General features: G+C 54.7%; 13 protein-coding genes and 4 tRNA genes. 11 read left to right on the top strand and 6 right to left on the bottom strand.

From position 1 onward, the window contains the following. The first annotated feature begins 11 nt into the window (after positions 1 to 11). The 3 genes from GV764_RS00085 to GV764_RS00075 all read left to right on the top strand — a co-directional run bounded on the left by GV764_RS00085 (position 12) and on the right by GV764_RS00075 (position 1,292). Complete coding sequence (locus GV764_RS00085) at positions 12 to 497, top strand: CcdC protein domain-containing protein (protein WP_161658457.1); 486 nt, start codon at positions 12 to 14, stop codon at positions 495 to 497. A 204-nt stretch (positions 498 to 701) separates the two neighbouring features. Next, entirely contained in the window at positions 702 to 959 is a 258-nt protein-coding gene (locus GV764_RS00080) for an AbrB/MazE/SpoVT family DNA-binding domain-containing protein (RefSeq protein ID WP_161658537.1), read from the top strand. Beyond that, the gene (locus tag GV764_RS00075; protein ID WP_161658456.1) at positions 960 to 1,292 is read left to right on the top strand and encodes a type II toxin-antitoxin system PemK/MazF family toxin; all 333 of its coding nucleotides are present in this window, start codon (positions 960 to 962) and stop codon (positions 1,290 to 1,292) included. A 73-nt stretch (positions 1,293 to 1,365) separates the two neighbouring features. On the opposite strand, the gene GV764_RS00070 is transcribed toward GV764_RS00075, so the two are convergent. Next, positions 1,366 to 1,441: transfer RNA gene (locus tag GV764_RS00070), tRNA-Asn, on the bottom strand. Between the two features lie 138 nt (positions 1,442 to 1,579). Then, on the bottom strand, positions 1,580 to 3,034 hold the full coding sequence (locus GV764_RS00065) for an AMP nucleosidase (RefSeq protein ID WP_161658455.1): 1,455 nt from the start codon (positions 3,032 to 3,034) through the stop codon (positions 1,580 to 1,582). Between the two features lie 395 nt (positions 3,035 to 3,429). On the opposite strand from GV764_RS00065, the gene GV764_RS00060 reads away from it, so the two are divergent. The 5 genes from GV764_RS00060 (at position 3,430) to GV764_RS00040 (ending at position 8,431) form a co-directional block, all read left to right on the top strand. After that, positions 3,430 to 4,545, top strand: coding sequence for a branched-chain amino acid ABC transporter substrate-binding protein (locus GV764_RS00060; RefSeq protein ID WP_161658454.1), 1,116 nt, complete (start codon positions 3,430 to 3,432; stop codon positions 4,543 to 4,545). 95 nt (positions 4,546 to 4,640) lie between these two features. Then, complete coding sequence (locus GV764_RS00055; protein ID WP_125292305.1) at positions 4,641 to 5,555, top strand: ABC transporter permease subunit; 915 nt, start codon at positions 4,641 to 4,643, stop codon at positions 5,553 to 5,555. A gap of 10 nt (positions 5,556 to 5,565) precedes the next feature. Next, positions 5,566 to 6,852: a high-affinity branched-chain amino acid ABC transporter permease LivM gene (livM, locus tag GV764_RS00050; RefSeq protein WP_161658453.1), complete on the top strand. Its 1,287-nt coding sequence runs from the start codon at positions 5,566 to 5,568 to the stop codon at positions 6,850 to 6,852. Further along, positions 6,849 to 7,721, top strand: coding sequence for an ATP-binding cassette domain-containing protein (locus GV764_RS00045; RefSeq protein ID WP_161658452.1), 873 nt, complete (start codon positions 6,849 to 6,851; stop codon positions 7,719 to 7,721). The genes livM and GV764_RS00045 overlap by 4 nt, the downstream gene beginning before the upstream one ends. Beyond that, on the top strand, positions 7,718 to 8,431 hold the full coding sequence (locus GV764_RS00040; protein WP_161658450.1) for an ABC transporter ATP-binding protein: 714 nt from the start codon (positions 7,718 to 7,720) through the stop codon (positions 8,429 to 8,431). Before GV764_RS00045 ends, GV764_RS00040 begins: the two co-directional genes overlap by 4 nt. 78 nt (positions 8,432 to 8,509) lie before the next feature. On the opposite strand, the gene GV764_RS00035 is transcribed toward GV764_RS00040, so the two are convergent. Further along, positions 8,510 to 8,585: transfer RNA gene (locus tag GV764_RS00035), tRNA-Asn, on the bottom strand. A 360-nt stretch (positions 8,586 to 8,945) separates the two neighbouring features. Between GV764_RS00035 and nac the strand changes: the two genes are divergently transcribed. Continuing rightward, positions 8,946 to 9,863 carry a nitrogen assimilation transcriptional regulator NAC gene (gene nac / locus GV764_RS00030; protein ID WP_161658448.1) on the top strand — a complete coding sequence of 306 codons (918 nt, stop codon included), beginning with the start codon at positions 8,946 to 8,948 and terminating at the stop codon, positions 9,861 to 9,863. A gap of 101 nt (positions 9,864 to 9,964) precedes the next feature. After that, positions 9,965 to 10,915 carry an HTH-type transcriptional regulator Cbl gene (gene cbl, locus GV764_RS00025; protein ID WP_161658446.1) on the top strand — a complete coding sequence of 317 codons (951 nt, stop codon included), beginning with the start codon at positions 9,965 to 9,967 and terminating at the stop codon, positions 10,913 to 10,915. 74 nt (positions 10,916 to 10,989) lie between these two features. On the opposite strand, the gene GV764_RS00020 is transcribed toward cbl, so the two are convergent. Together GV764_RS00020 and mtfA are read right to left on the bottom strand one after the other, a co-directional pair. After that, positions 10,990 to 11,065 (bottom strand) — tRNA-Asn (locus GV764_RS00020). 100 nt (positions 11,066 to 11,165) lie between these two features. Beyond that, a complete protein-coding gene (mtfA, locus tag GV764_RS00015) occupies positions 11,166 to 11,957 on the bottom strand; it encodes a DgsA anti-repressor MtfA (RefSeq protein ID WP_161658439.1) in 792 nt (263 codons plus the stop codon). Between the two features lie 94 nt (positions 11,958 to 12,051). On the opposite strand from mtfA, the gene GV764_RS00010 reads away from it, so the two are divergent. Beyond that, positions 12,052 to 12,141 (top strand) — tRNA-Ser (locus GV764_RS00010). A 203-nt stretch (positions 12,142 to 12,344) separates the two neighbouring features. Here GV764_RS00010 and GV764_RS00005 read toward each other — a convergent pair. Beyond that, positions 12,345 to 13,430: a porin gene (locus GV764_RS00005; protein WP_161658437.1), complete on the bottom strand. Its 1,086-nt coding sequence runs from the start codon at positions 13,428 to 13,430 to the stop codon at positions 12,345 to 12,347. Positions 13,431 to 13,846 lie beyond the last annotated feature (416 nt).

Raw genomic sequence — 13,846 nt, 5'->3', positions numbered from 1 at the left:
TGAGATGAAAAATGACCGCCACTCAAATCCTGATGCTGATCGCCCTGACCTGCTGGTCAGTTTACAAACAAACTATCCGCACGGAAGTGCACGGAAAAGGCCGTTTCAAAATGGCGAAAATTTACGGGATTATCGGCCTGGTGGTGGGCGGCTTTTACCTGCCGACCGACGCCATCGCCTGGGCAACCGTGGTGGTAAGCGTCGGCGCCAGCGCGCTGGTGGGTGTGATGCGCGGCAATCTGACACGCCTGACCGTTGAGGACGGTAAAGTCTTCAGCCAGGGAAGCGCGCTGACAATTGGTTTGTTCCTTGGGCTGGTGGCGTTTAAATTCCTGCTCGGCACCTGGCTGTACTTTAACCATCCGCAACCGCATAACGGCTTTGGGGAAATCCTCGTGCTGATTGCCATCATGGTAGCGGTTCAGGCGCAGATTGTGTGGCTGCGGGCTCAGAAAGCCGTTGCGCAAGGAGGGCCGTCTGTTCAGTCATTGTCCTGACATGCCTGGCGGCGCAGAACCATTATGGAAGCTGCGCTGCATTTTATTTATCTGATTCATCATAATCATTTCAACAGTAAAATCAGTTGATTACTATGATCCTTCACGCTGTGCTACGTTGAGGAAGTCTCAATGGAAATGATGAATAATTGTGCGTTTCCCGCTTTCGATGTTATATTAAAATATAACTTTCGGAGGTTTAATATGTATACCACCCGTCTCAAAAAGGTTGGAGGATCTGTGATGCTTGCGGTGCCTCCCGCTGTGCTTAAAACGCTGGGTCTATCGACAGATAGTGAAGTCGGCATGACTATTGAAAAAGGTTGCCTGATTATTGAACCCCAGAAGCGACCACGTTATTCACTGGAAGAATTGTTGGCGCAGTGCGATCCCAACGCTGAATTGAGCAAAGAGGATCGTGAATGGATTGATGCACCGGCGGTGGGGAAGGAGATCCTGTAAATGGACAGAGGGGAAATCTGGCTCGTTTCGCTTGATCCCGCTGCTGGTCATGAACAAAGCGGGAAACGCCCGGTGCTTATCGTTTCACCAGCTTCATTCAATAAGCTGACCCGGCTACCCGTTGTTGTCCCTGTGACCAGCGGCGGAAACTTTGCCCGCGCAGCCGGTTTTGCCGTTTCACTGGACGGGGCGGGAACGAAAACAACAGGTATTATCCGCTGTGACCAGCCCAGAACAGTTGATATGGCTGCCCGCAACGGCAAACGGCTGGAACAGATACCTGACAGTATCGTGAATGAAGTGCTGGCCCGGCTGGAAGCTATTCTGAACTGAGGCTTTTTATTTCCTGATGTTTAGCGCAGACAGCAAAAACCCGCTTAAGTCGCCTTAAGCGGGTTTTTAAATTTGGCTCCTCTGACTGGACTCGAACCAGTGACATACGGATTAACAGTCCGCCGTTCTACCGACTGAACTACAGAGGAATCGTGTGAACGGGGCGCATAGTATCGACCCACCGTAGGCTTGTCAAAGCCTGTTTTTGATTTTGCGTGCGTTTGCTGATTAATTCCACAACTTGCCGAAAATCCGGGTGAAATTCTCCACCCGGGCCGGGTTAAAAGCTAGCGGAACGGCGGTTCGTTAAAGGTGCGCAGCTTACGGGAATGGAGGCGGTCGCCCTCGGCGCGCAGCAAATCTATCGCCCGGATGCCAATCTGCAAATGCTCGGAAATCGCCCCTTCGTAGAAGCGGTTTGCCTGGCCGGGCAGTTTGATTTCGCCATGCAGCGGTTTATCCGATACGCACAGCAGCGTACCGTAGGGCACCCGGAAGCGATAGCCCTGGGCGGCGATGGTGGCGCTTTCCATGTCGATCGCCACGGCGCGGCTTAAGTTAAAGCGCAGGGCCGAGGCGCTGTAGCGCAGTTCCCAGTTGCGGTCGTCGGTGGTGACGACCGTGCCGGTACGCAGCCGCTGTTTGACTTCTTCCCCCGGCATACCGCTCACCTGTTTGGTGGCGTCGTACAGCGCGCGCTGCACTTCCGCAATGCTCGGGATCGGGATATCCGGCGGCAGCACCGCGTCCAGTACGTGGTCATCACGCAGATACGCGTGCGCCAGCACATAATCGCCGATCGCCTGGCTTTCGCGCAGCCCGCCGCAGTGGCCAATCATCATCCACACATCCGGGCGCAGCACTGCCAGATGGTCGCAAATGGTTTTAGCGTTCGACGGCCCGACGCCGATATTCACCAGCGTGATCCCCTGGCCGTCCTGGGTAACCAGATGCCAGGCCGGCATCTGGTGTTTCTTCCAGGCCAGATCGGAAATCGCCTCTTCAGGCGCCTCGGTATCGGCGGTGATCCAGATGCCGCCCGCGCAGGAGAGCGCGATATAGGGACTGTCCGGGTCAAGGATCTGGCTGCATCCCCAGCGCACAAACTCATCCACGTAGCGGGTGTAGTTGGTAAACAGCACAAACGGTTGAAAGTGCTCCACCGGCGTACCGGTGTAGTGGCGCAGCCGCGCCAGCGAAAAATCGACCCGGCGCGCGTCAAAATGCGACAGCGGGTAAAACTCGGTGGGGTGGAAAATCCCATCGGCGGTTTCGTCGCCGATTTGCGCCAGTTCGGTGGTGGGGAAATGGCGTGCCAGACCGGCGCTCATGGAACGGTCCAGCGTCAGCGCTGAGCCGTCGATCACATACGGATAGGGGATCTCATGGGGCGACGGCGCCACTTCGATGATCGCGCCGTAGTCATGGTAAAGCAGCTCCAGCTGCTCCGCCAGATAGGCGCGAAACAGCGCCGGGCGGGTAATGGTGGTGGTGTAACAGCCGGGATGGGTAAACCGGGCGTAAGCGCGGGTCTTTTTCGGATTAACCGCCGTGCCGTCCCAGCTTACCTGCAGTTGCGGATAAACAAACAGCCCGCTGGCGCGGCGGGTGGCATCCGGTAATTTTCCTTCTGAAATATACAGGCTAATGGCGTCGCGCAGGGCGTTCACGGCCTGGTCGTAAAGGGCTTCCAGTTGATCCAGCGCCTGTTCTGGCGTCAGGCTGACTACGGCTTGGTTCATCTTCTCTCCTTATCCCGGCGAACTGTCGGGTGCAACATTACCGATAGTATGTCACAGGAGTAATACAGCCGTGTGTTGAATAGCAACCCCTGTAAAACTCATCCGTCTGAATGATTGCCGCCCTGAACCGACTGTTAATGTTCAACTCTCCGCATCGCACAGGTGATCTTCGCCGCAAATTTATACTTGCAGGGTGCGCAGCCTGACGGGCCACGGCTATGTTTAAGATTCTGGACGGTCCGGAAACCGCGCATCCCAGCCAGCCACGTGATGGCAAACTCATCCCTTTGATTGTTAATAAACAGGCTCGCCTGAAAGCCAGTGTATTGACGAAGCCCGTGATTTTTCCCGCGCCAGCCCTGGCGCCGTGTCTGAATAGTGCGAGGAATATCCGAATGTCTTTGAAAATAAAACCATTACCGCTGCATATCGCCATTCTCGGTTGTTTAACCACGGCATTTTATGCCCAGGCGGATATCAAAATCGGCGTGGCGGGGCCTTTCACCGGCCCGAACGCCACGTATGGCGCGCAATACTGGAAGGGCGCAACCCAGGCGGCGGAGGATATCAACGCCGCTGGCGGCATTAAAGGCGAGAAAATTGTGCTGGTTCAGGGAGATGACGCCTGCGAACCCAAGCAGGCGGTGGCGGTCGCCAACCGTATGGTGGATGAATCAAAAGTCTCAGCGGTGGTTGGTCACTTCTGTTCTTCCTCCACCATGCCTGCGTCTGAAGTGTATGACGAGGCAGGCGTGCTAACCATCACGCCGGGCTCCACCAATCCGCAGGTGACTGAGCGCGGCATGAAGGGCATGTTCCGCATGTGCGGGCGCGACGATCAGCAGGGCGTCGTGGCGGCCAACTATATGCTCGACACGCTGAAAGCGAAGAAAATCGCCATCATTCACGATAAGGACACCTACGGCCAGGGTCTTGCCGACGCCACCAAAGCGGCGCTGGAAAAGCGCGGCACCAAAGAGGTGCTGTACGAAGGCCTGTCGCGCGGGGAAAAAGATTTTAATGCCCTGGTGACCAAAATCGGTTCGCTGAAACCCGACGTGGTTTATTTTGGCGGCTGCCATCCGGAAGCTGGCCCGTTGGTGCGCCAGATGCGCGAACAGGGTGTGCAGGCGAAATTCTTCTCCGGTGACTGCGTGGTGACCGAAGAGATGGTGACCGCAGCGGGCGGCCCGCAGTTTACCAACGGCGTGCTGATGACCTTCGGCAACGATCCGCGCACCATCCCGGCGGGTAAAACGGTGATCGAAAAATTCCGCGCCAGCGGTTTTGAGCCGGAAGGCTACACCCTTTACGCCTACGCCTCGATCCAGGCGATTGCCGCCGCCTATAACGGCGCGGGAAAAGACAACGAAAAAGCCAGTGAGTGGTTGAAGTCCAATACCGTGGATACGGTGATGGGCCCCAAATCCTGGGACGGCAAGGGCGACCTGAAAGTCTCGGATTACGTGGTTTATCAGTGGGATGACAAAGGCAAATACAAACAGCTGTAATTTGCCGCCCCGTCCGTTTTGCCGCCAGGTAAAACGCCGCGACACTGAAGGCGGCCCGGCTCTCGGGCCGCTTTCTCACTGGCGAGAGTGTTGATATGGATGCTTTTTTTCTCCAACAGCTGATCAACGGGCTGACGTTAGGCGCTGTCTACGGTTTGATCGCCATCGGCTACACCATGGTTTACGGCATTATCGGGATGATCAATTTCGCTCACGGCGAAGTCTATATGATCTCGGCTTATCTCTGCGCCATCGGGCTGGCGCTGCTGGCCAGCTTCGGCATTCACTCCTTCCCGCTGCTGATCTTCGGTACGCTGATTTTCACCGTCGCCGTGACCGCCGTGTACGGCTGGGCGATTGAGCGCATCGCCTACCGGCCGCTGCGCAACTCCACCCGGCTGGCACCGCTGATCTCCGCCATCGGCATGTCGCTGATCCTGCAAAACTACGTTCAGTTAAGCCAGGGGCCGAATCAGCAGGGCATTCCCACGCTGTTGACCGGCGTGCTGCGCTTCCACGTTGACGACGGCGTAGTGCAAATCACCTTAACCAAAGTGTTTATCCTGGTGGCCGCCGTGGTGGGGATGGGGGTGCTGACGTGGATTATCCAGTTCACCCGGCTGGGGCGGATCTGCCGCGCCACCCAGCAGGACCGGCGCATGGCGTCGATTCTCGGCATCAACACCAACCGGGTGATCTCGCTGGTATTTGTCATCGGCGCATCGATGGCCGGGCTGGCGGGGGTGCTGGTCACCATGAACTACGGGACCTTCGATTTTTATGCCGGTTTCATTATCGGTATTAAAGCCTTTACCGCGGCGGTGTTGGGCGGCATAGGCTCGCTGCCCGGCGCGATGCTTGGCGGCCTGCTGCTGGGGGTTGCCGAAGCGCAGTTCGCCGGGCTGGTGAACTCCGATTACAAAGACGTGTTTTCGTTTTCACTGCTGGTGGTGATCCTGATTTTTCGCCCGCAAGGCTTGCTGGGCCGTCCCGTGGTCGCGAAGGTGTAAGGGGTAAACGATGACAGATGCGGCACTGAAGCCAGGAATCGATATCAAAAAATGCCTGCTGGATACCGTACTGGCAGGGCTATGCGCACTGGTGGTATTTGGGCCGATCGTCGGGGTGGTGCTGCGCGGCTACAGCTATACGCTGTCGCCGGATCGCGTGGCGCTGCTGGTGGCGGTGGTAATGGCGGGGCGCTTCGTTCTGAGCCTGGCGCTGCAAACGTCGCGCGGGCGGCGGTTTGCCCGCCAGTTCGAAAGCGGGGACGACGGCGTCTACGTGCGCCCCTCGGATTATAAATCGCCGTTGCGCTGGGCGATCCCGTTGTTGATGGTGCTGGCGCTGCTGTTTCCGTTTGTCGCCACCAAGTACCTGCTTACCGTGGCGATCCTCGGGCTGATTTACGTGCTGCTCGGATTAGGGCTGAATATCGTGGTGGGCCTGGCCGGGCTACTCGACCTGGGCTACGTGGCGTTTTACGCCATCGGCGCTTACGGGCTGGCACTGGGCTATCAGTGTCTGGGGCTGGGCTTTTGGGTGATGCTCCCGCTGGGCGCGCTGCTTGCCGCGCTGGCCGGGGCGCTGCTCGGCTTTCCGGTATTGCGGATGCACGGGGATTACCTGGCGATTGTCACCCTCGGATTTGGGGAGATCATCCGGTTGGTGCTCAACAACTGGCTGAGCTTTACCGGCGGGCCGAACGGGATTTCCGTCCCCGCGCCGACGTTGTTCGGGCTGGAGTTTTCCCGGCGCGCCAAAGACGGCGGCGTTCCGTTCCATGAGTTTTTCAGTCTTTCTTATAACCCTAACCTGAAGTTTATTTTTATTTACGCGGTCCTGGTTCTGGTGGTGCTGCTGGTGCTGTTTATCAAGCATCGCCTGACGCGGATGCCGATAGGCCGGGCCTGGGAGGCGCTGCGTGAAGATGAAATCGCCTGCCGCTCGCTGGGGCTCAACCACGTGCTGGTGAAGCTTTCAGCTTTTATGATCGGTGCGTCAACCGCCGGGATCGCCGGCGTGTTCTTCGCCACGTATCAGGGATTTGTCAATCCAACGTCATTTACCTTCTTCGAATCGGCATTGATCCTCGCCATTGTGGTGCTGGGCGGCATGGGCTCGACGCTCGGCGTAGTGCTGGCCGCATTTGTGCTGACCGTGGCGCCGGAACTGCTGAGAAGTTTTGCCGAATACCGCGTGCTGTTGTTCGGCGTGTTAATGGTGGTGATGATGATCTGGCGGCCCCGCGGGCTGGTGCGCACCAGCCGCGCCGGGTTCGCCACCCGCAAAGGAGTGGCGCCATGAGCGACAGTATCCTGCGAGTGGAACATCTGATGATGCATTTTGGCGGCATTAACGCGCTTAACGACGTCAATCTGGACGTGGAGCGCGGTTCGATCACCGCGTTGATCGGCCCCAACGGGGCGGGTAAAACCACGGTCTTTAACTGTCTGACCGGGTTTTATCACGCTACCGGCGGCGCGATCCTGCTGAACACGCGCACGCCTACCGACATCATCGAGGTGCTGGGGCAAAAGCTGCGTGCGGGTGATTTCCTGCATCCCCGACGGCTCGGTTCGCGGCTCTACTACAAAATGTTTGGCGGCACCCACCTGGTTAACCGGGCCGGACTGGCGCGCACCTTCCAGAATATCCGCTTATTCCGTGAAATGTCGGTGGTAGAAAATCTGCTGGTGGCCCAGCACAGGCTGGCGAACCGTAATCTGATTGCCGGGATTATTAACACTGCCGCGTACCGCCGGGCAGAAAACCAGGCGCTGGACCGGGCGTTTTACTGGCTGGAAGTGGTGGAAATGGTGGATTGCGCCAACCGGCTGGCGGGCACGCTCTCTTATGGGCAGCAGCGTCGGCTGGAAATCGCCCGTGCCATGTGTACCGGGCCGGAGATGATCTGCCTGGACGAACCCGCCGCCGGGCTTAACCCGGTGGAAACCCACGCCCTGAGCCGCATTCTGCGGCTGCTGCGCCAGCAACACGGCGTCACGGTGCTGCTGATTGAACACGATATGGGCATGGTGATGGAGATTTCCGACCACGTTATCGTACTGGATCATGGCAACGTCATAGCGCGCGGCGCGCCGCAGGAAATCCAGCACAACCCCAGCGTTATCGCCGCCTACCTGGGCGCAGAGGAAGAGGAGGTGACGGGATGAAGCCGCTGCTGGAGTTTCGTGATGTTGATGTGTTTTATGGGCCAATCCAGGCGCTGAAAGGCATCTCGCTGACGGTAAACGAGGGCGAAACCGTCTCGCTGATTGGCGCGAACGGCGCGGGCAAATCCACCCTGCTGATGTCGATTTTCGGCCAGCCGCGCATCGCCAGCGGGCAAATTCTCTACCGGGGCGAAGATATCAGCCGTCGCTCCACCCATTTTATTGCCAGCAACGGCATCGCCCAGGCCCCGGAAGGGCGGCGTATTTTCCCGGATATGACGGTGGAGGAAAACCTGCTGATGGGCGCGATTGCCATCGGCAATCGCTATCAGAAAGAAGATAAAGCGCGCATGTACCAACTGTTTCCGCGGCTTGAGGAGCGGCGCAGTCAGCGGGCGATGACGTTATCCGGCGGCGAACAGCAGATGCTGTCTATCGCCCGGGCGTTGATGAGCCGCCCCAAATTACTCCTGCTGGACGAGCCGAGTCTGGGCCTCGCGCCGCTGGTGGTGAAACAGATTTTTCAGATCCTGCGCGAACTGACTCTGCAGGGCGTGACGCTGTTTCTGGTGGAGCAAAACGCCAACCACGCGCTGAAACTCTCCGATCGGGGGTATGTGATGACTAACGGGGAAATTCGCCTGAGCGGCAGCGGTGCGGAATTGTTGGTAAACCCGGAAGTGAGGAAGGCATATCTGGGTGGGGTGTGAGGGGGGTGAAACCGCAGCGGGCTGAGCGGTTGAAACAAAAAGCCCGCTTAAGTTTCCTTAAGCGGGCTTCTCTGAATCTGGCTCCTCTGACTGGACTCGAACCAGTGACATACGGATTAACAGTCCGCCGTTCTACCGACTGAACTACAGAGGAATCGTGTGAACGGGGCGCATGTTAACGGGGGCCGATCGCCTTGTCAAAGCCTGTTTTGCCTAAAACTTTTTGATTGCTGAATTTTCCGTCAGCCTGGCAATGCAAACGCCGCATATGGGCAGAATCGTAAGGGTTATCAGTGAACTGGCGGCAACGCGTACACTGACGCCCGCAAATGGTGCATGACTACCTCTTATGGGGCAGAAGCAAAACACTATTCCATTTTTAAAATACGTTCAAAGATTCGTTTCTCTTATTATCCAGCAGGTTAAAGGCGCCTTTCCGGCAAAGAAAAAACTGGCAAGCATCTTGCAATTTCATTGTTAACAGCTTGTTCATGTTTTCATTCCAGGGGGCCATATGAACCTTAGACGCCTGAAGTATTTCGTAAAAATCGTTGATATCGGTAGCCTGACCCAGGCGGCTGAAGTGCTGCATATCGCCCAACCAGCGCTGAGCCAGCAGGTGGCAACGCTGGAAGGTGAGATGGATCAGCAACTGCTTATTCGCACCAAGCGCGGCGTCACGCCAACCGAGGCCGGGAAAATTCTCTATGCCCATGCGCGGACCATTCTGCGCCAGTGCGAGCAAGCTCAACTGGCGGTGCATAATGTGGGGCATACGTTAAGCGGGCACGTGTCAATTGGCCTTGCGCCGGGTACCGCCGCTGCGGCGATCACCATGCCGCTGCTGCAGGCGGTACGCAACGAGCTGCCGGAGGTGCTGGTTTACCTTCAGGAAAACAGCGGCGCGCAGTTGAACGATAAACTGCTTGGCGGCCAGCTGGATATGGCGGTGCTGTACGATCGCGCGCCGGTTGCCGGCATCGCCAGCCAGCCGTTGCTCAAAGAAGAGTTGTTTTTAGTCGGCACCCGGGATTGCCCCGGGCAGCAGGTGGATTTAGCCAGCGTGGCGGAGATGAATTTATTCCTGCCGCGTGATTTTTGCGCGGTGCGCAAACGCGTTGACGAAGCCTTTTCGCTACGTCGACTCTCGGCCAAAATTATTGGCGAAATCGATTCGGTTTCAACGCTGACCGCTGCCATCGCAAGCGGTATGGGGGTCACGGTATTGCCGGAATCTGCCGCACGTTCACTGGCGCAATCGGCAAACGGCTGGACGGCGCGCATTTCCAGCCCGACGCTGAATTTGCCGCTGTCACTGAATGTCTCGGCGCATATGTCGCTTTCGCCGCAGGCCCAGGCGGTAAAAGACATTCTTATGTCGCTGATTTCCCGCCCTGTGATGGAGAGCCGTGAGCTGCTGCTGGTCAGCTAGTTTATATTCCTGAAAAGCATAAGTTGCTGGTTTTTATTATTTGTTATGCAGAAGCACAGACTTTAACAATAGCGTTATATCAGAATGCTTCTGGAGACATGATGAATTTTCAGCAACTCAAAATTATCCGCGAGGCGGCGAAGCGGGATTACAACCTGACTGAAGTCGCCAGTATGCTCTATACCTCGCAATCCGGCGTCAGCCGCCATATACGCGAGCTGGAAGATGAGCTGGGCATCGAAATTTTTATTCGCCGCGGTAAGCGCTTATTGGGCATGACCGAGCCGGGTAAAGCTCTGCTGGTGATTGCCGAACGCATTCTGAATGAAGCCAGTAATATCCGCCGTCTGGCGGATCTGTTTTCTAACGATACCAGCGGCATTCTGACCATTGCCACCACGCATACCCAGGCGCGCTACAGCCTGCCTGCAGTAATTAAATCTTTTCGCGCGCTGTTCCCGGAAGTCCGGCTGGAATTGATTCAGGGCACGCCGCAGGAAATCGAAACCCTACTGGAAAATGGTACGGCGGATATTGGTATCGCCAGCGAGCGTCTGAGTAACGATCCGCTGCTGGTGGCCTATCCGTGGTTCCGCTGGTCGCATAGCCTGCTGATCCCCGCAGGCCATGCGCTCTCCCATGCTGTGCCGGTGACGCTGGACGAGTTAGGCCGTTGGCCGCTCATCACTTATCGACAGGGGATTACGGGGCGCTCGCGTATTGATGAGGCGTTTGCCCGTAAAGGTATCGTGCCCGATATTGTGCTGAGCGCACAGGATTCCGACGTGATCAAAACCTACGTTGAGCTGGGGCTTGGGATTGGCATTGTCGCGGAACAGGCAAGTGGTGAGCATGACAGCGGGCAGTTGGTGAGACGGGATGTACGCCATCTGTTCGATGCAAATACCGTCTGGTTAGGGTTGAAACGTGGGCAGTTGCAGCGCAATTATGTTTGGCGCTTTATTGAATTATGTAATTCAGCGCTGTCGGTGGAAGAAATCAAGCGTCAGGCGCTGGAAAGCGATGAGTTGGTCATTGATTATCAGATATAACGTCTGTTGCTTACTTACCTCGGCCAAAAAGCAAAAATCCCGCTTAAGGATGCTTAAGCGGGATTTTCTGAATCTGGCTCCTCTGACTGGACTCGAACCAGTGACATACGGATTAACAGTCCGCCGTTCTACCGACTGAACTACAGAGGAATCGTGTGAACGGGTCGCATAGTAATAGCGGTCCCTATATGTGTCAATGCAAAAATTAACGCTTTGATTCAATTGGCTGTTTTCGCATCATTTTGCCCGTTTAATGGACTTGTTCCGTCCAGCGATCCGTTTCACCTGAATAGAGGCGTTGTAACGGATCCTGGCCGTAAAACTGACAGAATCGCTGCCACAGCGATGGAAAGCGCGGGGCGAAGAGTTGCGGCGCGCTAAAAAAGTATTCAGACAGGACGGCAAAACATTCCGCCGGGTCGGTTGCGGCGTAGGCGTCAATGCTTGTGGCGTTTTCACCCACCAGATCGATCTCATCCTGGATATTGCTCATGGCAGCATGGAGATCGTGTTCCCAGCCTGCCACATCTCGCAGGGCGATAAAGGGCACGCCGCTTGCACGGTCGCCATTACGCATATCCAGCTTGTGAGCGACCTCATGAACAATCAGATTGAAGCCGGACGCGTCAAAGGAGTCATGAATATCCAGCCAGTTAAGAATAATCGGTCCTTGCTGCCAGCTTTGCCCCGATTGAACCGAACGCTGATTATGGACCAGGCCAATATCGTCTTCCCATTCATCATCCACCACAAAGGGTGCGGGGTAGATCAGCACTTCGTGGAAGCCATCCAGCCATTCAACGCCTAATTCCATGACGGGCAGGCAAAAGAGCAGGGCGATCCGGGCTGTTTTAAGTTCATCCAGTTCAAAGCCCTGCAGGGCAACCAGCCGTTTTTGTTGCAGAAAACGTTCAGCCAGACGGATCAGCTTTTGCTGCTCCGATGACGTAAAGCCCGCTAAAACGGGAATAGTGAACGCCTCATCCCAGGGAAGAGGCGTTGATGAGGTGGATTCACTCGCTTTCCACGGCCACTTAATCATCTATCTGCTCGCAAAGTCGTCATTTGAACAAAATTGAAAGGGCAAGGACTATTAAAATGCCAAATAACCTGGCATCATGGCAACCGTTCAAAACGGAGAGATGCCGGAGCGGCTGAACGGACCGGTCTCGAAAACCGGAGTAGGGGCAACTCTACCGGGGGTTCAAATCCCCCTCTCTCCGCCACTATTCAAGCAGTTACCTCATTTCCTGGCAACGACCACGGTCACACTTGCTGTAAAGCAGGTTCATTTTGTCTGAATCATTCTGTTAACACCAAAAAATTACATGTAATGATACAAAAGACAAAAGCCCGAACCAGTTTCCTGATTCAGGCTTTAAGCGCTAACGTCATCGCAAGGGATGATTAGCTTTCATGTACGCTTAGGTTAGAACTGGTAAACGATACCCATCGCGAACTGATCGTCTGTAGCAGCACCGGTAATGGCCGCGTCATCTTCATCCAGCAGGTTGAATTTATAAGCGGTATACACGTTCATGTTCTTGTTGAAGTAGTACCAGGTACCCAGTTCAATGTAGTTCACATGATCCGCATCAACGCCGCGATGGTTGTCGCGCGCGCCAAGGTCTTTGCCGGTTGAATAGACATAACCCAAAGATGGACGCAGGCCAAAATCGAACTGGTACTGGACAACGGCTTCGATGTTTTGCGTTTTGTTAGCAAAATATTTGCCGTTATTGTTATTGCCAAACACGGTCATATTACGGGTTTCACCGTACATCACTGCGGCATAAACGTTATTGGCATCGTATTTCGCGCCCAGAGACCAGACTTCAGCAGTGTCACCATAGTGGTCTGCTGCCTGCTCGTCGGTACGGTCAGATTTGCCGTAAACGCCGACAAAGCCAAAACCGTCGAAGTTGTAACTGGCTGACAGGCTGTAACCGTCGCCGTTTGCTTTCGTCACGGAACGATCGTTATTTTTGCCCTGATACTGAATAGCAAAATTCAGGCCTTCGACCAGACCGAAGAAATCATTGTTACGATAGGTTGCAACGCCATTGGTACGGCCGTTCATGAAGTTATCTGCGGAAGCCCATGAATCGCCGCCCCATTCAACCAGCATATCGGTGTAAGCCGCCGCATCATAAGCTACGCCATAGTTACGACCATAATCGAATGAGCCTGCCTGAGCATATTTAAGGCCAGCAAAAGCCAGACGGGTTGATTCATCCTGCGCGCCTTCCGGGTGGCTGGCGTCCAGGTTGTATTCGAATTGACCGAAGCCGGTGAACTGATCGGCAATTTGCGTCTCACCTTTTACGCCAAAACGTGCATAAGAGGTGTCAGCATTCTCACTGTTGCTGTCGTCGGTATTTGACCAGATACGCTCGCCGACCATTTTGCCGTAGAAATCAACTTTATTGCCGTTTTTATTATAAATTTCCGCAGCGTGCGCTGCGCCTGCTGCTAATAAAGCAGGAATAACGAGTGCCAGTACTTTCCTATTCATTAGTGCTTTCCTTATTACGTTCATTGAGAGACGCGTTTATATCCGTGCAAATAATAATGGGATGCGTGGATTTTATTTCAGAATTATATGTAAGTAAATCTATAGGGATATTTCAAAATGATAACGAAAATATCAATCATAAATTAACCCTATAAATTTTTATAATTTATTATATTTACATATAAATGTAATTGATTGAATATTATGTATTTTTTGCCTTATCTTTGATATTTGATAACTATTTATATCAATGATTGATGTGGGTATTTATTTCTAAATCGGCTGGGTTAAAATCTTAAATTATTTCGATGATGGAGGGTTTTTAATCAGTGGAAATTATTTTTTTCTTGTATTATGGACAAAGTATTTACTTGATAAATGGAATCCAGAATTTCAGGACACTTTGGGTCATATAC

Origin of the sequence: Atlantibacter hermannii (assembly GCF_009907385.1) — a bacterium.
GTDB lineage: Bacteria > Pseudomonadota > Gammaproteobacteria > Enterobacterales > Enterobacteriaceae > Atlantibacter > Atlantibacter hermannii_A.
The sequence above is the reverse complement of the archived record's forward strand: the minus strand, read 5'-3'. Positions and strand labels throughout refer to the sequence as shown.